General features: G+C 73.6%; 24 protein-coding genes, 1 other RNA gene and 1 pseudogene. 11 read left to right on the top strand and 15 right to left on the bottom strand.

Annotation, left to right across the window (positions count from 1 at the left end):
* Nucleotides 1-110: 110 nt before the first annotated feature.
* Nucleotides 111-845 (bottom strand): bifunctional DNA primase/polymerase, encoded by a 735-nt coding sequence (locus QIY60_RS20210; protein WP_283143678.1) that lies wholly within the window; start codon nucleotides 843-845, stop codon nucleotides 111-113.
* A gap of 94 nt (nucleotides 846-939) precedes the next feature.
* Nucleotides 940-1,545, bottom strand: a complete 606-nt coding sequence (locus tag QIY60_RS20205) for a TetR/AcrR family transcriptional regulator (RefSeq protein WP_283143677.1) — start codon at nucleotides 1,543-1,545, stop codon at nucleotides 940-942.
* A 189-nt stretch (nucleotides 1,546-1,734) separates the two neighbouring features.
* Between QIY60_RS20205 and ddaH the strand changes: the two genes are divergently transcribed.
* Nucleotides 1,735-2,577: a dimethylargininase gene (gene ddaH, locus QIY60_RS20200; protein ID WP_349253936.1), complete on the top strand. Its 843-nt coding sequence runs from the start codon at nucleotides 1,735-1,737 to the stop codon at nucleotides 2,575-2,577.
* A gap of 160 nt (nucleotides 2,578-2,737) precedes the next feature.
* Here ddaH and QIY60_RS20195 read toward each other — a convergent pair whose 3' ends face one another.
* Both QIY60_RS20195 and QIY60_RS20190 read right to left on the bottom strand, forming a co-directional pair.
* The gene (locus QIY60_RS20195) at nucleotides 2,738-3,727 is read right to left on the bottom strand and encodes a small ribosomal subunit Rsm22 family protein (protein ID WP_283143675.1); all 990 of its coding nucleotides are present in this window, start codon (nucleotides 3,725-3,727) and stop codon (nucleotides 2,738-2,740) included.
* Between the two features lie 50 nt (nucleotides 3,728-3,777).
* Nucleotides 3,778-5,040, bottom strand: coding sequence for a multidrug effflux MFS transporter (locus QIY60_RS20190; RefSeq protein WP_283143674.1), 1,263 nt, complete (start codon nucleotides 5,038-5,040; stop codon nucleotides 3,778-3,780).
* Between the two features lie 152 nt (nucleotides 5,041-5,192).
* Here QIY60_RS20190 and QIY60_RS20185 point away from each other — a divergent pair, with 152 nt between their 5' ends.
* A complete protein-coding gene (locus QIY60_RS20185) occupies nucleotides 5,193-5,957 on the top strand; it encodes an SDR family oxidoreductase (RefSeq protein ID WP_283143673.1) in 765 nt (254 codons plus the stop codon).
* 301 nt (nucleotides 5,958-6,258) lie between these two features.
* Nucleotides 6,259-7,116: a PhzF family phenazine biosynthesis isomerase gene (locus tag QIY60_RS20180; RefSeq protein ID WP_283143672.1), complete on the top strand. Its 858-nt coding sequence runs from the start codon at nucleotides 6,259-6,261 to the stop codon at nucleotides 7,114-7,116.
* A 12-nt stretch (nucleotides 7,117-7,128) separates the two neighbouring features.
* Here the strand turns inward: QIY60_RS20180 and QIY60_RS20175 are convergent, their stop codons facing one another.
* From QIY60_RS20175 to QIY60_RS20165, 3 genes are all read right to left on the bottom strand, one after another.
* On the bottom strand, nucleotides 7,129-7,452 hold the full coding sequence (locus tag QIY60_RS20175) for a nuclear transport factor 2 family protein (protein ID WP_283143671.1): 324 nt from the start codon (nucleotides 7,450-7,452) through the stop codon (nucleotides 7,129-7,131).
* 116 nt (nucleotides 7,453-7,568) lie between these two features.
* Nucleotides 7,569-7,968: RNase P RNA component class A (rnpB, locus tag QIY60_RS20170), an RNA gene on the bottom strand.
* Nucleotides 7,969-8,022: 54 nt separating this feature from the next.
* Entirely contained in the window at nucleotides 8,023-9,465 is a 1,443-nt protein-coding gene (locus tag QIY60_RS20165) for an RNB domain-containing ribonuclease (protein WP_283143670.1), read from the bottom strand.
* 292 nt (nucleotides 9,466-9,757) lie between these two features.
* Between QIY60_RS20165 and yaaA the strand changes: the two genes are divergently transcribed.
* The gene (gene yaaA / locus QIY60_RS20160; RefSeq protein WP_283143669.1) at nucleotides 9,758-10,558 is read left to right on the top strand and encodes a peroxide stress protein YaaA; all 801 of its coding nucleotides are present in this window, start codon (nucleotides 9,758-9,760) and stop codon (nucleotides 10,556-10,558) included.
* 70 nt (nucleotides 10,559-10,628) lie between these two features.
* Nucleotides 10,629-11,243: a bifunctional 4-hydroxy-2-oxoglutarate aldolase/2-dehydro-3-deoxy-phosphogluconate aldolase gene (eda, locus tag QIY60_RS20155; protein ID WP_283143668.1), complete on the top strand. Its 615-nt coding sequence runs from the start codon at nucleotides 10,629-10,631 to the stop codon at nucleotides 11,241-11,243.
* 161 nt (nucleotides 11,244-11,404) lie between these two features.
* Here the strand turns inward: eda and QIY60_RS20150 are convergent, their stop codons facing one another.
* The 3 genes from QIY60_RS20150 to QIY60_RS20140 are packed head-to-tail and all read right to left on the bottom strand — an operon-like array spanning nucleotide 11,405 to nucleotide 14,234.
* The gene (locus QIY60_RS20150) at nucleotides 11,405-12,658 is read right to left on the bottom strand and encodes a bifunctional RNase H/acid phosphatase (RefSeq protein WP_283143667.1); all 1,254 of its coding nucleotides are present in this window, start codon (nucleotides 12,656-12,658) and stop codon (nucleotides 11,405-11,407) included.
* On the bottom strand, nucleotides 12,658-13,401 hold the full coding sequence (locus QIY60_RS20145) for a C4-type zinc ribbon domain-containing protein (protein WP_283146010.1): 744 nt from the start codon (nucleotides 13,399-13,401) through the stop codon (nucleotides 12,658-12,660). Before QIY60_RS20145 ends, QIY60_RS20150 begins: the two co-directional genes overlap by 1 nt.
* Nucleotides 13,398-14,234, bottom strand: coding sequence for a Nif3-like dinuclear metal center hexameric protein (locus QIY60_RS20140; RefSeq protein WP_283143666.1), 837 nt, complete (start codon nucleotides 14,232-14,234; stop codon nucleotides 13,398-13,400). The genes QIY60_RS20145 and QIY60_RS20140 overlap by 4 nt, the downstream gene beginning before the upstream one ends.
* 226 nt (nucleotides 14,235-14,460) lie before the next feature.
* Here QIY60_RS20140 and QIY60_RS20135 point away from each other — a divergent pair, with 226 nt between their 5' ends.
* Both QIY60_RS20135 and QIY60_RS20130 read left to right on the top strand, forming a co-directional pair.
* On the top strand, nucleotides 14,461-15,567 hold the full coding sequence (locus QIY60_RS20135; RefSeq protein ID WP_283143665.1) for a hypothetical protein: 1,107 nt from the start codon (nucleotides 14,461-14,463) through the stop codon (nucleotides 15,565-15,567).
* A 68-nt stretch (nucleotides 15,568-15,635) separates the two neighbouring features.
* Nucleotides 15,636-15,782 carry a hypothetical protein gene (locus QIY60_RS20130; protein WP_283143664.1) on the top strand — a complete coding sequence of 49 codons (147 nt, stop codon included), beginning with the start codon at nucleotides 15,636-15,638 and terminating at the stop codon, nucleotides 15,780-15,782.
* A gap of 105 nt (nucleotides 15,783-15,887) precedes the next feature.
* Here the strand turns inward: QIY60_RS20130 and QIY60_RS20125 are convergent, their stop codons facing one another.
* The 3 genes from QIY60_RS20125 to QIY60_RS20115 are packed head-to-tail and all read right to left on the bottom strand — an operon-like array spanning nucleotide 15,888 to nucleotide 18,852.
* Entirely contained in the window at nucleotides 15,888-16,850 is a 963-nt protein-coding gene (locus QIY60_RS20125) for a 3-oxoacyl-ACP reductase (RefSeq protein WP_283143663.1), read from the bottom strand.
* Nucleotides 16,851-16,871: 21 nt separating this feature from the next.
* Nucleotides 16,872-17,948 carry a Zn-dependent alcohol dehydrogenase gene (locus tag QIY60_RS20120; RefSeq protein WP_283143662.1) on the bottom strand — a complete coding sequence of 359 codons (1,077 nt, stop codon included), beginning with the start codon at nucleotides 17,946-17,948 and terminating at the stop codon, nucleotides 16,872-16,874.
* A 49-nt stretch (nucleotides 17,949-17,997) separates the two neighbouring features.
* The gene (locus tag QIY60_RS20115) at nucleotides 17,998-18,852 is read right to left on the bottom strand and encodes a MaoC/PaaZ C-terminal domain-containing protein (RefSeq protein ID WP_283143661.1); all 855 of its coding nucleotides are present in this window, start codon (nucleotides 18,850-18,852) and stop codon (nucleotides 17,998-18,000) included.
* Nucleotides 18,853-19,310: 458 nt separating this feature from the next.
* Here QIY60_RS20115 and QIY60_RS20110 point away from each other — a divergent pair, with 458 nt between their 5' ends.
* From QIY60_RS20110 to QIY60_RS20100, 3 genes are all read left to right on the top strand, one after another.
* Nucleotides 19,311-20,246 carry an ABC transporter ATP-binding protein gene (locus tag QIY60_RS20110; RefSeq protein ID WP_283143660.1) on the top strand — a complete coding sequence of 312 codons (936 nt, stop codon included), beginning with the start codon at nucleotides 19,311-19,313 and terminating at the stop codon, nucleotides 20,244-20,246.
* Entirely contained in the window at nucleotides 20,246-20,971 is a 726-nt protein-coding gene (locus QIY60_RS20105; RefSeq protein ID WP_283143659.1) for an ABC transporter permease, read from the top strand. Before QIY60_RS20110 ends, QIY60_RS20105 begins: the two co-directional genes overlap by 1 nt.
* A 137-nt stretch (nucleotides 20,972-21,108) precedes the next feature.
* The gene (locus QIY60_RS20100; RefSeq protein WP_283146009.1) at nucleotides 21,109-22,239 is read left to right on the top strand and encodes a sensor histidine kinase; all 1,131 of its coding nucleotides are present in this window, start codon (nucleotides 21,109-21,111) and stop codon (nucleotides 22,237-22,239) included.
* Here QIY60_RS20100 and QIY60_RS20095 read toward each other — a convergent pair.
* Entirely contained in the window at nucleotides 22,236-22,433 is a 198-nt protein-coding gene (locus QIY60_RS20095; RefSeq protein ID WP_283146008.1) for a DUF397 domain-containing protein, read from the bottom strand. The genes QIY60_RS20100 and QIY60_RS20095 overlap by 4 nt on opposite strands.
* Nucleotides 22,433-22,677: pseudogene (locus QIY60_RS20090) on the bottom strand (DNA-binding protein); the annotation flags it as partial. The pseudogene QIY60_RS20090 and the gene QIY60_RS20095, both read right to left, overlap by 1 nt.
* Before the next feature lie 241 nt (nucleotides 22,678-22,918).
* Between QIY60_RS20090 and QIY60_RS20085 the strand changes: the two are divergent.
* Entirely contained in the window at nucleotides 22,919-23,560 is a 642-nt protein-coding gene (locus QIY60_RS20085) for a response regulator transcription factor (protein ID WP_283143658.1), read from the top strand.
* The last annotated feature ends 1 nt before the right edge of the window (nucleotide 23,561 follow it).

Below are 23,561 nucleotides of genomic sequence, written 5' to 3'. Positions count from 1 at the left end.
CGCTGCGCGGCAATCCCCTGGGCGCCCCGAAGGGGCGCATCTCAGGGGCGCGGGGAACTGCGCGACCAGCCCGCCACCGGCCCGCGGACGAAAGCGCACCCCCGCAGGGGCTACCGGCCCAGGGGCCAAGCCACGGCGTGGGCGTCAGCCGCGCCGTGCCGGGCGCACGCGTCCGTGAGCGCCTCAAGGAGGGTCAACGGATCGGGCAACCCGTGCTCCGGACCGCGTACCCACGCCACCTCGTGGTCGCCGGGAAGGCGGGCCGGGGGGAGCAGGACGTAGCTGCCCCGGCAGTGCCAGCGCAGCCCCGGGTGCTCGTCCATCGTCTCGGGGTGGCAGTCCAGCTCGCACGGCCACCACTCGTCCTCGTCCTCCGGCGTACCCCGCGTCGCCGTGAAGAAGAGCATCCGGGCCTGGTCGCCCACGCCGCCGGACTCGGCCACCGGGCCGACGTCGACGCCCTCGGCGAGCAGCCGCTCCAGGGCCTCGCGGCCCGCTTCGAGGGGCACGTCCAGGACGTCGTGGACCATGCCCGTCGCCGTGATGAAGTTCGCCTCGGGCTGGCCCTGCGCCCACCGCTCGATCTGGGCGCGGTCGGTGGTCGACTGCGTCTGCCAGGCGAACGAGACCGGATGGCGCGCCGGGGTCGGACAGCCCACGCGCTCACAGGAGCAGCGGTAGCCGACGGGGTACGCGGCCGGGGCGATCGGCAGCTTCGCGGCGGCGACGGCGAGCAGCAGGGCGAGGCGGCCCTCGTCGGCGCCGGGGACGTCCTTGGCGCGCCTGCGCAGCCAGCGGGACAGCTTGCTCTCCGAGCTGCCGGAACGCCCGTACTCCGCGCCCATCTATCCCCTCACCTCACCGTTGCCCCGCGAGAACCTTCCCCCATGCTCCCACCATCCTGCGCCTCCCGAGGCCGTACCCCCCGATCCGGGGCCCTCAGCGGGGGGCGAGTCCGCGCAGGGCGTATTCGACGACGGTGTCCGCGTACGCGTGGGTGAGCGGCAGGGTGCGCAGCAGCCAGCGGTGCGAGAGCGGGCCGACCAGCAGTTCCAGGGCGGTGCGCGGGTCGACGTCGGCCCGTACCTCGCCCGCGTCCTGGGCGGACCGCAGCCGGTCCACGTACAGCTTCAGCTGGGGCTCCAGGAGGTTCTGCACGAAGGCGGCGCACAGCTGCGGGTCGATGACGCCCTCCGCGGCGAGCGCCCGGTACGGGGCCTCGGTCGCGGTGTCGTTGAGCTCGTCGACGGTGGCGCGCAGCACCAGCTTGAGGTCGGCCTCCAGGTCGCCGGTGTCGGGCAGGGACACCTCGCCCTGGACGGCCTGGTGGCTGAGGTCGACGAACGCTTCGAGCAGGACCGCCGCCTTGGAGGGCCACCAGCGGTAGATGGTCTGCTTGCCGACCCCGGCGCGGGCGGCGATGCCCTCGATGGTCGTCTTCGCGTACCCGGCCTCGCCGACGAGGGAGAGCGCCGCGTCGTAGATCGCGCGCCGCGAGCGCTCGCTGCGGCGGGTGGAGTCGGGCGCCTGCCCCTTGTTCGCCATGCCGGGATCTTAGCGCCACCGAGGCGAAACGTATCGTCTCTGTCAAGGGCGCGCGCAGGGCAACAGTGTGTGAAGCGGCGAAAAACACCCGGACGGATCACTGCGCGAACGCCGGTCAGGACGCACCATGGGCTGACCACGACCGCAGATGCGGCGCGTGCAGCCGAAGTCGTCCGTGAGGAGCCCTCATTGCTCAGTGAGACCCGTGACCTCAGTGCACCCCGAGTCGCCAGACCCCGGCGCTATCTGATGTGCCCACCGGCACACTTCAAGGTCACGTACTCCATCAACCCCTGGATGGACCCCGCCAAGCCCGTCGACCTGCCGCTCGCCCTCGCCCAGTGGGAGGACCTGCGCGACCGCTACCGGGCGCTCGGCCACACCGTCGAGCTGCTCGAACCCCGCCCCGATCTGCCCGACATGGTCTTCGCCGCGAACGGGGCGACCGTGATCGACGGCCGGGTGCTCGGCGCCCGCTTCGCCCACCCGGAACGGGAGGCGGAGGCCGCGGCCCATCTGGACTGGTTCCGCGCCCACGGATTCACCGAGATCCACGAGCCGTCCCACATCAACGAGGGCGAGGGCGACTTCGCCGTCACCGCGTCCTATCTGCTGGCCGGGCGCGGCTTCCGGTCCAGCCCGCTCTCGCACGACGAGGCCCAGGAGTTCTTCGGCCGCCCGGTGATCGGGCTCGACCTCGTCGACCCGCGCTACTACCACCTGGACACGGCCCTGTGCGTCCTTGACGACTCGGCCGACGAGATCATGTACTACCCGGGCGCCTTCTCGCCCGGCAGCCGGGCCGTGCTCGCGCGGCTGTTCCCGGACGCGGTGATCGCCTCGGCGGAGGACGCGGCGGCGCTGGGGCTGAACGCGGTGAGCGACGGCCTCCATGTGCTGTTGCCCCAGGGCGCGTTGGGGCTCTTCTCGTCGCTGCGCGAACGCGGCTTCGTTCCCGTGGGGATGGACCTCGGTGAGCTGCTCAAGGGTGGGGGCAGTGTGAAGTGCTGCACGCAGGAGCTTCGCGTCTAGCAGGTCGTTCGTCTGCGGGCCGCCGGTGGCTGAGCGCGCAGTTCCCCGCGCCCCTAAAAGCGCCCCTCCGGGGAGCCCAGGGGATTGCCGCGGAGCGGCATCCAAGGGGCGCGGGGAACTGCGCGAGCAACCCGCCCCCGGCCCGCAGACGAAAAACGGCCTACCCGGCCGGAGGCCACGCGTCGCCCCACGACGCGTCCCGGGCCGCGCGGTACAGCGCGCCGTGGCGCTTGGTCACCGTCTCACGGCGCAGCACCTCCTCCGCCGTGCACAGGTCGAGCAGCACCTGACCCTTGCGGATCTGGGGCCGCCGCACGACCCGGTTCACGGCGGCCTCGGCCGCCCCCCGCACCGCCGCGACGTAGCTGAACTTCTCGTCCTCGTACGCCAGTGAGCCGCCCTTGACCTGCCGGTGCAGGGACGAGCGGCTGACCCGGGCGGAGAAGTGGCACCAGTCCGTGCCCGGCTCGATGGGGCAGGCGGCGCTGTGCGGGCAGGGCGCGGCGACGGTGAACCCGGCCCCGATCAGCCGGTCCCGGGCCTCGATGATCCGGGCGTAGCCGTCCGGGGTGCCCGGCTCGACGATGACCACGGCGCCGGTCGCGGCGCGGGCGGCGGCGTCCACGAGCGCGCGGCGGTCGTCGGCGGTGAGCTCGTTCAGTACGTACGAGACGGTGACGAGGTCGGTCTCCGGCAGGCTCAGCGCCGTGCCGATCCGGGCCCGCTCCCAGCGGATCGCGCCGAGGCCCTCGATGCCGGAGGCGTCGGCGAGTTCGCGGCCGATCGCGAGCGCGGGCTCGGCCCAGTCCAGGACCGTGGTGGCGGTGTCCCACGCCTCCGCGACCGCCCAGCTCGCCGCGCCGGTGCCGCCGCCGACGTCGGTGTGGGTGGCCGGGGCCCAGTCGGGGACGGCGTCCTGGAGGGCGGCGAGGGCGGACCGCACCGCCTCGAAGGTCGCGGGCATCCGGTACGCGGCGTACGCGGCCACGTCGGAGCGGTCGCGCAGCACCGGGGCGTGGGTCTGGGTGTCGCCCCGGTAGTTGGCGATCAGCCGGTCGACGGCCTGCGCGGCCTGCGACGGCGGCAGCCCGTCGAGCAGCCCGGCAAGGGCGGAGCGCAGCACCTGCGGGACGGGGACGTTCTCGTTCACCTGGGGATTCTACGGGCGGGAGCCGGGGGCGGCGGCGCGCCCTGGGCGGCTCAGACCTCGGCCGACTGCCGCTGCCACGGCCTGCACAGCACCAGGAAGCACAGCAGTGCGGCCACCCCCGACACCAGCTGCACCACCGCCATCGGCACCGCCGTCCCCTCCCCCGCGATCCCCACCAGCGGTGACGCCACCGCCCCGATCAGGAACGACGACGTGCCGAGCAGCGCCGACGCGGAGCCCGCCGCGTGCGGGGTGCGCATCAGGGCCAGGGTGGTGGTGTTGGGCGTGGCCATGCCCATCGCGGACATCAGCACGAACAGCCCGGCCGCGACCGGCGCGAGGCCGGGGTGGCCGAACACCCCGGACACCATCACGAGCAGCGCCACCGCCGCGAGCACGATGACGGTCAGGGCACAGGCGAGCACCTTGTCGAGGCTGACCCGGCCCACCAGCAGCTTCCCGTTGATCTGACCGGCGGCGACCAGGCCGACCGAGTTGAGCCCGAAGAGGAGCGAAAAGGTCTGCGGCGAGGCCCCGTAGATCTCCTGGATCACGAACGGGGAGGCCGAGATGTATGCGAAGAGCGCGGCGAAGGCGAGCCCGCCGGCCAGTACGTACCCGGTGAAGACCCGGTCCTTGAGCAGCGCGCCCATGGTCCGCAGGGCCTCGCCGACCCCGCCCTCGTGCCGTCGCTCCGGCGGCAGCGTCTCGTCCAGGCACCGCCACACGAAGAGGGTGAGCAGCAGCCCGACGGCGGTGAGCACCACGAACACCCCGCGCCAGTCGGTCAGCCGCAGCACCTGCCCGCCGATCAGCGGGGCCACGACGGGGGCGGCGCCGGAGATCAGCATCAGGGTGGAGAAGAACCGGGCCATCTCGACGCCGTCGTACAGGTCGCGCACCACCGCCCGGGCGATCACTATGCCCGCCGCGCCCGCCAGGCCCTGGAGCAGCCGGAAGGCGATGAGCAGTCCGGCGTCGGGCGCGAAGGCGCAGACGGCGGTGGCGACGACGTACACGACCATGCCGACCAGCAGCGGCCTGCGGCGTCCCCACTTGTCGCTCATCGGCCCGACCACCAGCTGGCCGAGCGCCATGCCCGCCAGGCACGCGGTGAGGGTGAGCTGCACGGTGGCGGCGGGCGCGTGGAGCGCGCCGGTGACCTCGGGCAGGGCGGGCAGGTACATGTCCATGGAGAGCGGCGGGAGCGCGGTGAGCCCGCCGAGGACCAGCGTGACCAGCAGACCGGCGCGGCGGGCGGCGGGGGCCGCCGCCGGTATGTGGGCCGGTGCGGTCCGGCTGGTCTCCGCCATGGGTGTCTCCGCTTCCGGCCGTACCGACCGTTGTAGTTTCAAGTACCTATGCTCTCAGCCCGCCGGGGATGCTCCGGACCGGGGGTGCGGCCCGGGCCCACATCGCGGACGGCTCCGGCCGGGGCGCGGGCGGCTCCCGTACGCTCCGGACCATGAACGCATCCGCAGCGCGCAAGACCGCCGTCGTCACCGGCGCCGGCTCCGGCATCGGCCGCTCCGTGGCGCTCACGCTGGCCGCGGCGGGCTGGTCGGTGGCCCTGGCGGGCCGCCGCCAGGAGCCGTTGGAGGAGACGGCGGCGCTGGCGGGCCCCGACGCCGATGTCATGACCGTCCGTACGGACGTGACGTCACCGGACGAGGTGGCGGCCCTGTTCGAGGCGGTACGGGAGCGGTACGGGCGGCTGGACCTGCTCTTCAACAACGCGGGTACGTTCGGGCCGGGCGGGGTCGCGGTGGAGGACCTGGCGTACGAGGCGTGGCGCCATGTCGTCGACACCAACCTCAACGGGGCGTTCCTGTGCGCGCAGGCGGCGTTCCGGCAGATGAAGGGGCAGGACCCGCAGGGCGGACGGATCATCAACAACGGCTCGATCTCGGCGCACGTGCCGCGGCCGCACTCGGTGGCGTACACGGCGACCAAGCACGCGATGACGGGCCTGACGAAGGCGCTCTCCCTGGACGGCCGCCCCTACCGGATCGCCGTCGGCCAGATCGACATCGGCAACGCGGCCACGGACATGACGGCCCGCATGCGGACGGGTGTGCCGCAGGCCAACGGGGAGCTGGCGGTGGAGCCGGTCATGGACGCGGCGGACGTGGCCCGCACGGTCCTGCACATGGCGGAACTCCCCCTGGAGGCGAACGTGCAGTTCGCGACGGTGATGGCGACGGCTATGCCGTACATCGGGCGGGGTTGAGGGGACCATCCCCTCAACCACCTCCCCGCCCCCGCCGCTGTGGGCATGCGTGCCGCTAGGGGCGGCACGGGTGGGCACAGCGGCAACCCCGTCCCGCCGGGCTGCGCAACCCGCCCTGACCCCGGCCCGCGTCAACGCCGAGTTACACCTGCGGCCCGGTGGCCCGTGTGCCCACCCTCCCCCAAGCTCTTAAGGAGCAGGGGGGACCCCCAGCCATGCGGAGCGCCTGCTCACAACGAGGGGGGAGGCAGCACGCCTAGTGCCCGGGAATGACCGCCCCGCACCCGGAGTTGATCTCGACATGACAGACGTACTGCGCTACACCGCCTTCTCCTCCGACCCCGCCGGGGGCAATCCCGCCGGGGTCGTCCTGGACGCCGCCGGGCTCGACGACGCCGCGATGCTCGCGATCGCCGCGGAGCTCGGGTACAGCGAGACCGCGTTCCTGACCGCTCCCCCGGAGGGCCTCGGCGAGGCGGGGCGCGCGTTCACGATCCGGTACTTCAGCCCGCGGGCCGAGGTCCCGTTCTGCGGTCACGCCACCGTCGCGACGGCCGTGGCGCTGGGCGAGCGGCTCGGCCCGGGCGACCTGGCCTTCGCGACCCCGGTCGGCACCGTCCCGGTGACCGTCACCGAGGACGACGGCGCCCTGCGGGCCACGCTCACCAGCGTCGAGCCGCACAGCGAGGACATCGCGCCCGACGACCTCGCCGAGGCGCTGGCCGCGCTCGACTGGCCCGCCGCCGACCTCGACCCGGCCCTGCCGCCGCGCATCGCGTACGCCGGAGCCCGCCACCTCGTCCTCGGCGCCGCCACCCGCGAGCGGCTGGCGGACCTCGACTACGACTTCGACCGGCTCGCCGCGCTGATGCGGCGGCTCGACCTGACGACGGTTCAGCTGGCGTGGCGCGCGTCGGACACCGTCTTCCACGTCCGCGACCCGTTCCCGGTCGGCGGGGTCGTCGAGGACCCGGCGACGGGCGCGGCCGCGGTGGCCTTCGGCGCGTACGTACGCGAACTCGGCCTGGTCCCCGAGGAGTCCGTCCTCACGCTCCACCAGGGCGAGGACCTGGGCCGCCCCGGCGTCCTGACGGTGACGCTGCGGGCGGGCGACGCGCGCGTACGGGTGGGCGGCGCGGGCGCCCGTATCCCGGACTGACCGGCGGGGCCGCTACGCCTGCCCGGTCTCGAACCGGCTGACCTTTCCGCCGTCGACGTCGAAGCGCCAGGCGGTCCGCATCGCGCCCCAGGTGTCGTTGCGGTAGCTGACGACGAGCGAGCGGCCGCCGTCGGCCTCCGACTCGACGTCCATGTGGCCGTTGGAGGAGAAGACCTCCCGCTCGGTCCACTCGGCCAGGTCCCGGTCCGACCCGTCGTCGGACATGGTCGCGCCCGGCGTGAGCACCGCCTGGAAGGCGGCGCGGTCGTTCGCGTTGAGCGCGGTGACGAAGGCCCGGACGGCCGGGTCGCTGAGCTGGTCGACGGGGACGGTCATGGGGGGGCACCTCCGGTGCGGGGCTACGGGACCGGGCGCGTCCACCCCGGACGGGCCCGCCTCCCAGCTCACCCCATCCCCACGGGTCCCGCCAGCGGAGGGGGAGTGTGGAGCGGCAGACGAGTCGGGCTGTACGCCGGGTTCTGTCGCCCGGTCGCCTCGCGGCGGCCGGGGAGACGGCCATCCATCTAGGACCGGTGTTGCCACCGGCCTCGTGCGGTCTACCCGCGGACTCGGGCGGGCAGCCCTCGAACGTCCGCGCAGGAGCACCAGGGTGCTCCCTCTTGACCTTGCTCCGGGTGGGGTTTACCTAGCCGCCTGAGTCACCCCAGGCGCTGGTGGTCTCTTACACCACCGTTTCACCCTTACCCAGCACCTGAGTGCTGGGCGGTCTGTTCTCTGTGGCACTGTCCCGCGGGTCACCCCGGGTGGGCGTTACCCACCACCCTGCCCTGTGGAGCCCGGACGTTCCTCGGGAGGATCCGAGGATCCCCACGCGGCCGTCCGCCCGGCTCGTCTGCCGTGCCGACCATGCTACCTGCCGGGCGGGCGGTCGCGCTGCCGCCGCCCTCAGGCAGGGGCGAACTCCACCTTCGCGGTGCCCGGGTCGGCCTGGGTGAGGCGGACCCGGAGGCGCTCGCCCAGGGGCAGGGGGGCGGTGCCCTTGACGGGGGCCACCACGGCCGGGTCGGTCAAGTGGACGGTGCCGGAGGCCGGTTCGTCGTCCTTGACGTCGACGACGGTCGCGTCGAAGACGTCGCCGACGCGGTCCTTGAGGAGGGCCGCCTCCACGAGGTCGACGCACTCGCGCTCGACCGTGTTGGCCCTGCGGGTGCCCTCGGCCATCTCCTTGGGGAGGCCGTCGAGCGCGGCCAGCACCCACTCGGGGATGTCGGCGGCGGCGACCGCCGCGAGGCAGAGCTCACTGGCGTAACGGTCCACGAGGCGCCGCAGGGGCGCCGTGCAGTGGGTGTACTCGTCGGCGACGGCGGCGTGGACCGCGGGGTCGGGGACGTTCCCGCCGGTGAACACGGTGTACCCGGCGCCGCGCAGCAGCGCCGTGCACTCCTGGAGGAACGCGGCGTGGTGCGGGTCGCGCGGGTCGAGGGAGCGGACGACCTGGGCGTACGGGACGTGGTGCGGCCAGTCGATGCCCAGCGCCTGCGCGGAGCGGCGCAGCCGGGCGACGGCGCCGTCGGGGGCGCTGGGCAGGGTGCGCAGGACGCCGGTGCCGTACGCCAGCATCAGGTCGGCGGCGGCCATGCCGGTGAGCAGGGAGATCTGGGCGTTCCAGCCGTCGGCGGGGAGGGGGGCGCGGTACTCCAGGCCGTACCGGCCGTCGCGCTCGACGATCTCCTGCTCGGGGACGTTGAGGGAGATGCCGCCGCGTGCGACCTCCTGCTCCTCGCGCAGCCGCCCGATGTCCCGGAGCAGGGCGAGGGGCGGCTCGGCGGTGCCGTCGTCGATCTGCCGCTGCGCCCCGTCGTAGTCGAGCTTGGCCCGGCTGCGGACGAGGGCGCGCTCGACGTGGGTGGCGGTGACGGCCCCGTCGGCGTCCAGGTCGATGGTCCACAGGACGGCGGGGCGGACCCGGCCCGGGAGCAGGCTGGCGGCGTCCTCGCTGAGTACGGGCGGGTGGAGCGGGACGCGCTCGTCGGGGAAGTAGAGGGTGTTCACGCGGCGGTGGGCCTCGGTGTCCACGGGGGCGCCGGGGGTGACGAAGGCGGCGACGTCGGCGATGGCGTAGTGCACGCGGTAGCCGCCGCTGCCGCTGCCGCGCTTGGCCAGGTGCATGGCCTGGTCCAGGTCCATGGACGTGGGCGGGTCGATGGTGAAGAAGGGGAGGTCCGTGGCGTCGCGGGCGGGGAGGCGGGGGTTGCCCGCGGCTCTGTCCGCCTCGGCGAGGACGTCCGGGGGGAAGTCCTCGGGGACGTCGAGGGTGGTGCGGAGGTCGCGCAGGGCGGCCCTCAGCGGGTCGGCTGCGCCGGTCATGTGGAGGTGACGGCGAGGCATGCCCCGAGCGTAGGCCGCGTGCCGCGTCTCGGCCCGTTTTGGTGCCCCCCACCCCGCCCCTTCCCGAAAGCCCTCTGGCGGGCGGCCGGGTTCGTCGTCTGCGGACCGTGGTGGGTTGCTCGCGCAGTTCCCCGCGCCCCTGACTACCTAGGGGCGCGGGGAACTGCGCGACCAGCCATCCACGGTCCGCAGACAATCAGGTCCCCCGGAGGGTTTAGGGAAGGGGCGGGGTGGGGGCTTAATCTGGGCTTGGGGCCGCACCCCCGTCCCGTACCACCCCCAAGGAGACCCCGTGCTCGTGCTGCTCCCGCCCTCCGAAGGAAAGGCCGGCGGGGGGCGCGGGACGCCCCTCAAGGAGGAGGCCCTGGCGATGCCGGGGCTCAGGAACGCCCGCACCGCCGTCCTCGACGAGCTCATCGAGCTCTGCCTCGGCGACGAGGACAAGGCCCGCGACGTGCTCGGCCTCAGCGAAGGCCTCCGCGGCGAGGTCGCCAAGAACGCCGAGCTCCGCACCGCCGGCACCCGCCCCGCCGGCGAGATCTACACCGGCGTCCTCTACGACGCCCTCGGCCTCGCCACCCTCGACCCCGCCGCCAAGCGCCGCGCCGCCGCGTCGCTGCTCGTCTTCTCCGGCCTGTGGGGCGCCGTCCGCACCACCGACCGCATCCCGTCGTACCGCTGCTCGATGGGCGTGAAGCTGCCGGGACTCGGCGCGCTCGGGGCGTACTGGCGCGGTGTCATGGACCCGGTCATGACCGAGGCCGCCGGGACCGGCCTCGTCCTCGACCTGCGCTCCTCCGCGTACGCCGCCGCCTGGAAGCCCAAGGGCGAGGTCGCCGGGCGGACCGCGACCGTACGCGTGCTGCACTCCCAGATCGTCGACGGCGTCGAGAAGCGTTCGGTCGTCAGCCACTTCAACAAGGCGACCAAGGGCCGCCTGGTGCGCGACCTGCTGCTGTCCGGGGCCGCCCCCGCCGATCCGGCGCGGCTCGTGGAGGCCCTGCGCGACCTCGGGTACGTGGTGGAGTGCACCGCTCCCGCCAAGCCCGGCAAGGCGTGGGCCCTGGACGTGGTCGTGGAGCAGATCCACTAGCCGCATCGGGCCTGTTGCACAGGGTGCAACGATCGTTGCAGGGGTCGCATCCGCCCGGCAGGATGCCCCCATGACCTCCGTCCTGGACCTCGCCCCCGTCGTCCCCGTGGTCGTCCTCGACGACGCCGCCGACGCCGTACCGCTCGCGCGGGCCCTCGTGGCGGGCGGGCTGCCGGCGATCGAGGTGACCCTGCGTACGCCCGCCGCGCTCGACGCGATCCGGGCGATCGCGGACGCCGTGCCGGAGGCCGTGGTCGGCGCCGGGACCGTGGTGTCGGCCGCCGGGGTCGCCGACGCCGTGGCGGCCGGGGCGCGCTTCCTGGTCAGCCCGGGCTGGACCGGCGGCCTCCTCGACGCGATGACCGCGTCCGGGGTCCCGTTCCTGCCCGGGGTCGCGACCGCGTCCGAGGTGGTGGCGCTCCTGGAACGCGGGATCGGCCAGATGAAGTTCTTCCCGGCGGAGGCGGCGGGCGGCACCGCCTATCTGAAGTCCCTGGCCGGACCGCTCCCCGGCGCCCGCTTCTGCCCCACCGGCGGCATCTCGCTCGCCTCGGCGCCGGAGTATCTGGCGCTGCCCAACGTGGGCTGCGTCGGCGGTACGTGGATGCTGCCCCCGGACGCGCTCGCCGCGAAGGACTGGCGTCGGGTGGAACTGCTCGCCCGCGAGGCGGCGGGGCTGCGCTAGGAGGGCCGGGGCCGGGATTCGTCTGCGGGCCGGTGGGGGCTGAGCGCGCAGTTCCCCGCACCCCTGAAAATGCCGCTGCGCGGCATCCCCTGGGCGCCCCGCAGGGGCGCGGGGAACTGCGCGAGCAACCCAGCACGGTCCGCAGACGAAGGCAACAACCCTTACCGCAAGTGCGACGTCTCGTTCAGCAGCCGCACCGACGCGTTGCCGTCCCCGTAGTACGCCACCGCCGACACCGACGCCGCCGACAGCTCCATCCGGAACAGCGACTCCGGCGGGGCGCCCAGGGCGAGCCGGACCAGCGTCTTGACCGGGGTCACATGCGTGACCAGCAGGACCGTGCGGCCCTCGTACGCCGTGAGCAGCCGGTCCCGGGTCGCCGAGACGCGCCGCGACACCGTCGCGAAGCTCTCGCCGCCGCCCGTCGGCGCCGCCTTGGGCGAGGCGAGCCACGCGTCGAGGTCGTCGCCGTACCGCTCGCGCACCTCCGCGAAGGTCAGGCCCTCCCACGCGCCGAAGTCCGTCTCGCGCAGGCCGTCCTCGACCCGTACGTCCAGACCGAGGCGCGCCGCGACCGCCGCCGCCGTCTCGCGGCAGCGCCGCAGCGGGGAGGAGACGACCGCCTGGATCGTGCCCCGGGCCGCCAGCGCGGCGGCCACCTGGTCGGCCTGGCGGCGGCCCGCCGCCGACAGCTCCGGGTCGGAGCCGCCGCTGCCGGAGAACCGCTTCTCGGGGGTGAGCGCGGTCTCGCCGTGCCGCAGCAGGACGAAGGTCGTGGGCGTGCCCAGGTCGGGCGCGCTCCACCCGGTGGCCGGGGCCCCGGCCGTCGCCGCCCGGGCCGGAGCCGGAACGGTCGCCGTGGAGGACGCGACGGCCGGAGCCGTCGCCAGCGCCGCCCGGGCCCGCGCCGCACCCGCCGCCGCGTCCCCGACGACCCGCGCCGCACCCGCGTCGGCGGAACCCGCGTCCAGCGCCGCCGTGGACGCCGACGGCTCCCACTGCTTGCCGCGCTTGCCCGCGTCCATCGCCTCGTTGGCGAGCCGGTCCGCGTGCTTGTTCTTCTCGCGCGGGATCCACTCGTACGTGACCTGCGCGGGCGGTAGGATCCGCCCGGCCTCGGCCGCGAGCGGCTTCATGTCGGGGTGCTTGATCTTCCAGCGGCCCGACATCTGCTCGACGACCAGCTTGGAGTCCATCCGGACCCGCACCTTCGCCGCCGGGTCAAGCGCCTTCGCCGCCTTCAGCCCGGCGATCAGGCCCTTGTACTCGGCGACGTTGTTGGTCGCGACGCCGATGTACTCCGCCGCCTCGGCCAGCGTCTCGCCCGTCACCGGGTCCAGGACCACCGCGCCGTAACCGGCCGGACCCGGGTTGCCCCGGGAGCCGCCGTCGGCCTCGACAACGAACTGCCGCACTACAGGCCCGACTCCGCCGTACGGACCAGGATGCGGCTGCAGTTCCCGCACCGCAGCACGGTGTCCGGGGAGGCCGCCTTGACCTCGTTGACCTCGGTGATGTCGAGCTCCAGGCGGCAGCCCTCGCACTTGCGCTGGTAGAGGCGGGCCGCACCGACGCCGCCCTGCTTCTCGCGCAGCTTGTCGTAGAGCTTCAGCAGGTCGGCCGGGATCACGCCCGCGACGACCTCGCGCTCCTTGGCCACCTCGGCGGCCTCGGCGTCGAGCTGCTGGGTCGCGGCGTCGCGGCGGGCGGTCGCGTCGTCGGTCTTCGTCTGGACGGAGGAGACGCGCTCGGTCAGCTCGGCCGCCCGCTCCTGGGCGGACTCACGGCGCTCCATGACCTCCAGGACCACGTCCTCCAGGTCGCCCTGGCGCTTGGCCAGCGAGACGATCTCGCGCTGGAGGGACTCCAGGTCCTTGGGGGACGAGACGGCGCCCGAGTCCAGGCGCTGCTGGTCGCGGGCGGCGCGCTGGCGGACCTGGTCGACGTCCTGCTCGGCCTTGGTCTGCTCGCGGGCGGTGTCGCTCTCCTCGGTCTGCGCGGCGACCAGCAGGTCGCGGAGCTGGGTGAGGTCCTTGTTCAGCGAGTCGATCTCGGCGTGCTCGGGCAGCGACTTCCGCTTGTGGGCGAGCTGCGACAGGCGTACGTCAAGGGCCTGTACGTCGAGGAGGCGGATCTGGTCGGCGGGCGCGGCGTTCAGTTGGGGGCTCCAGAAGAGTGGTGGGATGACCAGGGGTCGGTGACCGTCTTCGAGACGTGGACCCGCAGGTCCCAGCCGTGGCGGTCGGAAATCTCGTCGAGCTGTGCGGCGGCCTGCTCGCACCAGGGCCACTCGGTGGCCCAGTGGGCGGCGTCGATCAGGCCGAGTGGTGCGTGCTGGGTCGCCTCCGACACCGGGTGGTGGCGCAGGTCGGCGGTGAGGAAGGCATCGGCTCCCGACGCCCGTACGGCGTCGAAGAGGCCGTCGCCCGAGCCGCCGCTGACCGCGACGGTCTTCACCAGGGCTCCGGTGTCGCCGGCGACCCGGATGCCCTGCGCGGTGGCGGGCAGCCGGGCGGCGGCGCGGGCAGCGAACTCGCCCAGCGTCATCGGGTGGTCGAGCTCGCAGATCCGGCCCAGGCCCCGGCGGCCCGAGGGGTCCGTGGCGTCGGGCACGAGCGGCCGGACGACCCGGATGTCCAGGGCGCCCGCGAGGGCGTCGGAGACGCCGGGGTCGGCGGTGTCGGCGTTGGTGTGGGCGACGTGCAGCGCGATGTCGTGCTTGATCAGGGTGTGCACGACGCGGCCCTTGAAGTGGTCGGCCGCGACCGTCGTCGTACCGCGCAGATAGAGCGGGTGGTGGGTGACGATCAGATCGGCGCCGAGCTTCACGGCCTCGTCCGCGATCTCCTGTACGGGGTCGACGGCGAACAGCACGCGCCGGACCTCCGCGTCGGGCTCTCCGCAGACGGTGCCGACCGCGTCCCATCCCTCGGCCCGCTCGGGCGGCCAGAGGGCGTCGAGCGCGGCGATGACTTCAGACAGACGGGGCACGGACACAGGTTACCCGCGCTCCGGGCCCCGCCCACCATGGCTTCGGCCCCCGCCCGCCCCCGAGTGGCCCGGGTACGCCCCGCCCTGCCCGCACCGCACTGCACATCCGTCGCCCCGCTCACAGGGGAATCGCCCGATGGCCACCCTTTGGTGTGAAGCGGGTGGTCTCGTGTTGTTCGGCAGGAAGTGCGAAAACTAGCTTCATGGGCCGGAGGTGAGCCATCTCATGACGGCCTTGGCCATCGAGACCGCTGCCGGGAACGGCGCGGTCCGGCAGACGGAGTTCACGATCACCGCGGACGGCTCCTACGCGGCCCGCCTGGTACGGGGAGAGGGCGAGGGCGACAGCTGGTTCCCCGAGCGGTGGACGCTCGACGGCCCCGAGCCGTACGCGGTGCCGCTGCCCGGCAACCAGCCGGAGGAGCCGGACGCCTCGGTGCTGCCTATGGCGGACGGGCGGGTGCTGATCCACCGCCGGGTCGCGGACCGGGACGCCTTCGCCCTGCTCTACCCGACCGGCCCCGGCACCGGCGAGCTCGCCCTCGGCACGATCGCCCGCGACTCGGGGCGGCGGCTGACCCTGCTGCCGCCGTCCCCGAACGGCAGCTGTGCGTACGCGCTCGCGGCCGGGCCACAGAACAGCACGCTCTGGCTGGTGGCGGGCGGCGCCTTCGGCCCGGAGCCGGTCGCCACCTTCCAGGGCCGCTGCTCGGGCGGCGTCTGGCTGGACCGGACGGGCCGGATGCTCGCCCTGGACCGGGAGCTGGAGGGGCGGACCAAGGCGGTCGCGGTGGACCTGGAGCGCGGCGGCGAGGTGACCCCGCTGCTCCAGATCACCGAGGAGAGCCAGGACCGGCTGCTGCTCGCGGACCCGGACACCGGTCTGCTGCTGCTGCGCTCCGACGCGCCCGGCCACGACCGGCTCGGCTGGGGCGTGCTCGGCTCCACCCTGCCGGTCCGCTTCCCCGAGTGCCTGCGGCTCGCGGACGCGGCGGTCACGCCGTTCGCCATACAGCCCGGGCAGGCGCTGATGCCGGAGAGCTGCGCGGTGGCGCTGCGGATCGACGCGGCGGCGGGCACCTGGCTCGGGGTGTGGCGCCCTGCGGGCCGCCGCCTTCACCAGCTGGCCGCGCCCGAGGGGTGGCTGGCGGGCTCGGGCCTGTGGACCCGGGACGGGGTGCTGCGGCTGCCGTGCACGACGCCCTCGGCGCCCTGCTCGGTGGCGGCGGTCCCGGCCCCGGCGGACGTGCCGCGGCCCGCCCCCGTACCGCTGAAGCCGCAGGCCCCCCGGCCCGTACCGCTCGCGCAGGCGCCCCTGACCGGCCGTCAGTAGGCCGTGGCCGTCTGGCTAAGATCCACGGCGAACGCAACGGACGAAACACAACGGGGTGACTGCACCACATGTCCGAGACACTGACCGCCGCGTCCGTCGAAGCCACGACGGACCCCGACGGCCACGGCCGGCACCGGGGCGGTGCCGCGGCGACCGAGGAGCCGACGACGGAGGCCCATGGCCGTCACCGGCGGATGGACGCAGAGGCGAGCTGATCAGATGGCTGGGGCCGGGACGCGAAAGCGTCCCGGCCCCAGCCGCTTAGGGGCGCGGGGAACTGCGCGACCAGCCCAGGACGGCCCGCACCCTGCATACAACAGTCAGTCCCGCTTCAGTCCCAGCACTTCGGTCGCCGCGAACGTCTCGTTCGCCGGGCGGTCGGCGTAGTACGGCGTGAGCAGCTCGTCCAACTCCCCGTACGAGAAGGACTCCTTCGCCGCGTCGAACTTCGCCGCCACCTTCGGGCGTTCCACGATCGCGACCATCCCGCCGTGCACCACCATCAACTGGCCGTTGACCCGAGCGGCGGCGGGGGACGCCAGATAGCCGACGAGCGGCGCCACGTGCTCCGGCGCCAGCGCGTCGAGCTGCCCTTCCCCCGGCTCCTCGCTGCCTGGATTTGCTGAAATGGCCGCGAAGACGTCCTCGGTCATCCGGGTGCGGGCCCGGGGGCAGATGGCGTTCGCGGTGACCCCGTATTTGGCGAGCGCGAGGGCCGTGGAGGTGGTGAGGCCCACGATCCCGCCCTTGGCGGCCGCGTAGTTGGGCTGTCCGGCCGACCCGGCGAGGAACGCCTCCGAGGAGGTGTTGACGATCCGGCCGTAGACCGGGCCGCCCGCCGCCTTGGACCGCTCGCGCCAGTGCGCGGCGGCGAAGTGGGTGGTGTTGAAGTGGCCCTTGAGGTGTACGTGGATGACCGCGTCCCACTCGGACTCGGTCATCGAGAAGATCATCCGGTCGCGCAGGATGCCCGCGTTGTTGACGAGGACGTCGAGCTTCCCGTACGTGCTGACCGCCAACCCGACCAGTTCGCAGGCCTGTTGGTGGTCGGCCACGTCGCCGGTGTGGGCGACCGCCGTGCCGCCCGCCGTGCGGATCTCGGCGGCGACCTCCTCGGCGGGCCCGGCCGAGGCCTCGCCGGAGCCGTCCCGGCCCGGCTGCCCGAAGTCGTTGACGACGACGGACGCGCCGAGCCGGGCGAGTTCGAGGGCCTCGGCCCGGCCCAGGCCCCGCCCGGCGCCGGTGACGATCGCGGACAGGCCTTCAAGGGGAAGTGCTGCCATGCCGGTCGGCTCCTCTCGGGTTCACAGGGAGATGCACGTGCGCAGGGCCTCGCCCGTGCGCATCTGGTCCAGGGCGTCGTTGATCCCGGCGAGCGGCACCCGGTGGGTGATCAGGCCCTCCAGATCGATCCGGCCCGCCCGCCACAGCGCGATGGCCCGCTCGTACGAGCGCAGGACGTCGCCGCCGCCGTACAGGGAGGGCAGGATCCGCTTCTCGTCGAAGAACAGCTCGAACATGTTGACCTGGAAGAAGTCGTCCATGGCGCCCGCGCCGACCACGCACAGGGTGCCGCCGCGCCGGGTCGCACCGTAGGCGGTGCGGGCGGTGGCGGACTTGCCGACGACCTCGAAGACGTAGTCGAAGCCCTCGCCGCCGGTGATCCGCTGCTTGGCGTCGTCGAGTTCGCCGGGCGAGACGGCCTCGGTCGCGCCGAAGGTGAGCGCGGCCTCGCGCCGGGAGGCCACCGGGTCGACGGCGACGATCTGCGCCGCGCCCTGCACCTTGGCGCCCTGGACGGCACAGATGCCGACCCCGCCGCAGCCGATGACGGCCACCGACGAACCGGCTTCCACCTTCGCGGTGTTGATGGCCGCGCCGAGCCCGGTGGTCACCCCGCACCCGATGAGCGCGGCGATCTCGTACGGCACGTCGTCGGGGATCGGGACCGCGCACCCGGCGCCGACCACGACCTCCTCGGCGAAGGTGCCGGTACCGGCGAAGCCGAACACATCGCCGCCGGGGCGCTTGAAGTTGGGCGTGCCCGCGTTCATGAACCCGGCGAGGCAGAGCTGGGTCTGGCCGCGCTTGCAGGAGGGACAGGTGCCGCACGCGGGCAGCCAGCTCACCAGGACGCGGTCGCCCGGGGCGAGCGAGGCGACCCCGTCGCCGACGTCGAGGATCTCGCCCGCGCCCTCGTGGCCGGGGACGAAGGGGGCGGGCTGCGGGAGCACCCCGTTCATGGCGGAGATGTCGGAGTGGCAGAGCCCGGTCGCACGGATCCGGATCCGCACCTTCCCGGGGCCGAAGCCCACCGCCTCGACGTCGTCGAGCACATCGAGCTTGTCCTGGCCGATCTCGTGCAGTACGGCTGCGCGCATGGTGCGGCTCCCCTCTGATGAGCCTTGGCTGAGGCGGTGTTGAGGCGGTTCAGTCGTGTGCGACGAGCGTGTCGGAGAGCACCGGCGCGTCGTCCCGCTCGGCGGCCGTCACCGACACCTGGACGCGGCCCGGACCGGCCCACATCCGGATGCGCAGGGTCTCGCCGGGGAAGACGACCCCGGTGAAGCGGGTGGTGTACGAGCGGACGCGGGCCACCTCGCCGCCGAGCAGCGTGTCGACGACCGCCTTGAGCGTCATGCCGTACGTGCACAGGCCGTGCAGGATCGGCCGGTCGAACCCGGCGAGCTTCGCGAACCCGGGGTCGGCGTGGAGCGGGTTCCAGTCGCCGGAGAGCCGGTAGAGCAGCGCCTGCTCCTCGCGCACCTTCCGCTCGACGGTGTGGTCGGGGGCGCGGTCGGGCTGCTCGGTGCGGGCGGAGGGGCCGCGTTCGCCGCCGAAGCCGCCCTCGCCGCGTACGAAGATCTGGGCGTCGCTGGTCCACAGCGGCCCGTCCGCGTCGGCGGCCTCGGTGCGCAGCACCAGGACGGCGGCCTTGCCCTTGTCGTACACGGCGGCCACCTTGGAGGTGGAGACGGCCTTGCCCCGTACGGGGATCGGGCGGTGCAGGACGATGCCCTGGCCGCCGTGGAGCACGGCCGCGAGGTCGATCTCGATGCCGGGCGCCGAGAGCCCGCCGACGACGCCCATGCCGGCGCCCGCGACGGTGGCGAACGAGGGCAGCACGTGCAGCCTGGACTCCAGGGTGTAGCGCAGCTCGTCGGGGTCGGTCGCCGGGACGCCCGCGCCGAGTCCCAGGTGGTAGAGCTGGATGTCCTTGTGGTCCCAGACGATCTCGGTGGACCGGGGCTCGGCGGCGAGCGCCTTCGCGACGTCGATGGGCATACGGGGGCTGCTCCTTGGAGGTGGGAAGACCTCGGCGCGGCCGTCCGCACCGTCGGCCGCACCGAGGCCGTGCGGGCCGGCTCGGAGAGCCGGAATTTAGAACGCGTTCTAGGACTCGATGGGCCCCATGTATAACGCAGTGGCCCTGGATTGGGAACACTTCTGACGTCTCGTCAGGTCGCGTCGGGTTTTCGCTGCGGGCCGGTGGGGGCTGGTCGCGCAGTTCCCCGCGCCCCTGAAAATGCCGCTACGCGGCATCCGCCTTCAGGGGCGCGGGGAACTGCGCGAGCAACCCACCACAACCCGCAGACGAACACCGGCCCGATAAGGGGCGCGGGGAACTGCGCGACCAGCCCCCGCCCACCCGCAGGCGAACGAACCACCGGGACATTTGTCCCACGCAACCCCGTACAAGAACATCTGCCGGGCCCCGGGGCCCACTCCGTAGCGTCAACGGCATGACGCAGACAGCACCCAGCGCCGTACGCTTCGACGGCGTGGCCAAGACCTTCGGCCCCGTACGGGCCGTGGACGGCATGGACCTCGACATCCGCCGGGGCGAAACCGTCGCCCTCCTCGGCCGCAACGGCGCCGGAAAGTCCACCACGATCGGCCTCCTGCTCGGCCTCGACGAGCCGGACGCGGGCGAGGTGCGGCTCTTCGGGCGGACGCCCGAGCGCGCGGTACGGGCCGGGCTCGCCGGGGCGATGCTCCAGGAGGGCCAGCCGATCCCCCGCGTCACCGTACGGGAGCTCGTCGCGTTCGTCGGCTCGGCCTACCCCCGCCCGATGCCGGCCGCCGAGGCCCTCGCGCTCGCCGGGCTCACCGAGTTCGCGGACCGCCGGGTCGACAGGCTCTCCGGCGGCCAGGCCCAGCGCGTCCGGTTCGCGGTGGCGATCGCCGGGGCGCCCGCGCTGCTGGTCCTGGACGAGCCGACCGCCGCGCTCGACGTGGAGGCCCGCCGCGCGTTCTGGGACGCGATGCGCACGTACGCGGCCCGGGGCAACACCGTGCTGTTCTCCACCCACTACATGGAGGAGGCGGACGACAACGCCGACCGGATCGTGGTCGTCGACCAGGGCCGCGTCGTCGCCGACGGCCCCGGCGAGCGGATCAAGCGCGCGGCGGGCGGCAGCCTGGTCTCCTTCGACCTGGCGGGCGGCCCCAGCGCGGGCCTGGCGGCGCTGCCGGGCGTGGTCGCGGTCGAGGTGCGCGGCGACCGCGCCCGGCTGCGTACGGACGACCCGGACGCCACGGTCGTGGAGCTCGCCCGGCTCGGCGCGGTCCGGGGCCTCGAAGTCGCCCCGGCCAGCCTGGAGGACGCGTTCCTCTCCCTCACCTCCACCGTCGGTTCCGAAACCGTCGGCTCCGTACGCGAAAGCGAGACCGTCTGATGCCCGGCTACGTCCTGCTCGAAATACGGCGCACCTTCCGCGACGCGTCGTTCGTGGTCTTCGGCATCGGCATGCCCGTCCTGATGTATCTGCTCTTCACCAACACCGGCTCGGGCGACGGCGACTCGGCCGAGTGGAAGACCGCCTCGATGGTCGGCATGGCGGCGTACGGCGCGCTCGGCGCGTCCCTGAGCACGGGGACGGGCGTGGCCGCCGACAAGACCGCCGGATGGCTGCGCCAGCTGCGCGTCACCCCGCTGGCCCCGTCCCGCGTGGTGGCGGGCCGGGCGGTCAGCGGCTCGGCGACCGTGCTGCCCGCGATCGCCGCGGTGCTCGCGACGGGCGCGCTGGTCAACGGCGTACGCCTGGACGCCTGGCAGTGGGCCGCGCTCACCGTCCTGCTGTGGGCCGGGGCGCTCCCCTTCACCCTGCTCGGCCTCGGCAACGGCTACCGGCTCGGCCCGCAGGCCATGGGCGTGGTCAACACGGCGTGCCTGATGGGGCTCGCGGTGATCGGCGGACTGTGGTTCCCGCTCTCCGCCTTCCCCGGCTGGCTCGCCTCGATCGCCGCGTACACCCCGGCCCACCGGTTCGCCGACCTCGGCTGGTCCGTCTCGCACGGCGCGGCCCCCGGGACCGGGACGGTCGCGGTGCTCGGTGCCTGGCTGCTGGCGTTCGGCTCGTACGCCGTGGTCTCCTACCGACGGTCCGCGAGGACGGTCTGAGCCTGATGAACGACGGGGAGAACGAGACAGTGGCACGACTCCTGCCGAAACTGCCGGAGCGGAACAAGGCGGCGTCCGCGCCGAAGAAGTGCGACCGCGACGCCGACCTCCCCGGCCCCCCGGCGAGCGCCTACACGCTGCTGCCCTGGCTGCTGATGTGTCTGGGCGCGTTCTCCAACCTCGTCCAGGGCAGGACCCCGAACCCGTGGATCGGCGGCGCGGGCCTGCTGGCCTTCAACTCCCTCTACGTCACGATCTCCTTCCGCGCCTTCGTCAAGGAGAAGCGGGAGAGCCGCACGACGCTGATGATCCTGGCCGCGATGGCCGCGATCACCTACACCCTCACCCTCTGCTACGGCGGCACCTGGCTGTTCTTCTTCCCGCTGCTCGCGCTGGCCTGCGGCGCGGTGCTGCGGGACCGCGGGCTCGGCCTGACGATCATGGTCCTGGCGACGTCGGCGGGCGCGATCTCCGGCATGGAGGCGGGTGAGGTGTGGGACAACGTGACCATCGCGTACGGCACGTTCCTCTCCGGCATGGTGACGGCGGCGGTCCTCTCGCTCTCCCAGACCGTGCGCGAACTGCGCGACACGCGCCAGGAGCTGGCCCGTACCGCCGTGGAGAAGGAACGTCTCCGCTTCTCCCGGGACCTGCACGACCTGCTCGGCCACACGCTCTCGGTGATCGTGGTGAAGTCGGAGGCGGCCCGCCGCCTCGCCCCGCGCGACCTGGACGCCGCGCTCGGCCAGGTCGCCGACATCGAGTCGGTCGGCCGCCAGGCGCTCACCGAGATCCGCGAGGCCGTCACCGGCTACCGCGAGGGCAGCCTCGGCACCGAGCTTGACCGGGCCCGCTCGGCGCTCCTGGCGGCCGAAGTGGAGCCGGTGGTACGCCTGTCGGGCCCGCCGCTGCCCTCGCAAGTGGAGGCGCTGCTCGGCTGGGTCGTACGGGAGGCGGTCACCAACGTCGTACGGCACAGCGGCGCGGCCCGCTGCGAGATCGCGGTCGACGGCGCGCCCGGCCGGGTACGGCTGAAGATCACCGACGACGGCCGCGGCGTACCGTCCGAACAGCCCGTCGCCCCCGGTCCGCGCATCGGCGGCACGGGCCTGAAGGGTCTCACCGAACGCCTCGCGGCGGCCGGCGGCTCACTCGAAGCGGGCCCCGGTCCGCGCGGCGGCTTCCAGGTGAGCGCCGAGCTGCCGGTGGATCCCCTCGACGCGGAGCTCGAAGCGGAGCTGGAGGTGCGGGGCTCACGGCAGGACTAGCGGGACTGCTTGGCGTACTCCACCAGTCCGGCGAAGGTACCGGGGGACAGCAGCAGAACGGGGCTGTTGGCCGGCTTGCTGTCGCGGACGGGGACGATGCCGTGCGAAGTGAGGAGGTTTGCGGCGATCTCGACGCAGGCGCCCCCGTTGTCGCTGTACGACGACGTGAACCACTGAGGAGACGGTGCGGATATCACGGGGTGCCCTTTCGTAACTGCTCGCTCAAGGCCACGGATGCCGCCTGGAACTGGGCTTCGGCCTGTAGCTGATGGTAGGCCGTCAACAGGGGCAGTACCGAGGTGCTTTCCCGCTCAAGATGCCCTTGTTGAGCGGGCTCGGCGTACGACATGAGTGACCGGTCCGGCAGGGTCAGCAGATACACCGGCAGATTGAAGGGCCGCGTTCGCCCATGTCGAACGGAGCGATCTGCAGCACGCTGGTCGGGCTGGCGGGAGGACGACCATGCCCATGACCATGCAGGAGTGGCGGGACAGCACCGCCGTCGCGAGCAGCGCCGCCGATGCCCTGCGCGAAGCGCTGAGACTGGTCGGCGCGCCGGAGCGGACGATCAACAGCGTCCGAGGATCCGCCACGCACCGGGGGCGCCCCCTCGTGCGTGCACTGCGGACGCTGACCGGGGCGTCCCGCCGTCGTTGGTGGCTGGCCTTAGCCTGTCGCCATGGATGAAATGCCCCAAGACCACCGCCCCGGAAAGTCCGTAAGAGTTCTCCTCGCCGAGGACCAGGGCATGATGCGCGGTGCCCTCGCCCTGCTGCTCGGGCTTGAGGAGGACATCGAGGTCGTCGCGCAGGTCGGCGCCGGGGACAAGATCGTGGCCGAGGCGCTCACCGCCCGGCCCGACGTCGCCCTCCTGGACATCGAACTGCCGGGCCTCAGCGGTCTGGACGCGGCGGCCCAGCTGCGCGAGGAGTGCCCCGACTGCCGGGTGCTCATCCTCACCACGTTCGGGCGGCCCGGGTATCTGCGGCGCGCGATGGAGGCGGGTGCGGCCGGGTTCCTGGTGAAGGACGGGCCGGTGGAGGACCTGGCCGAGGCGATCCGGCGGGTGCTGCGCGGCGAGACCGTGATCGACCCGGCCCTTGCCGCGGCAGCGCTGAGCGCGGGCGCGAACCCGCTGACCGCGCGGGAGCGGGACGTCCTGAACGCCTCGGTGGACGGCGCGACCGTCGCCGACATCGCGGGCAAGCTGCACCTGTCGGAGTCGACGGTGCGCAACTACCTCTCGTCCGCGATCGGCAAGACGAGCACCCGCAACCGCATGGAGGCGGTGCGGGCGGCGCGGCAGCAGGGCTGGCTCTGAG

This window comes from Streptomyces sp. BPTC-684, from assembly GCF_030028635.1.
Lineage (GTDB): Bacteria > Actinomycetota > Actinomycetes > Streptomycetales > Streptomycetaceae > Streptomyces > Streptomyces noboritoensis.
This window is presented reverse-complemented; position numbering and strand designations above follow the sequence as displayed.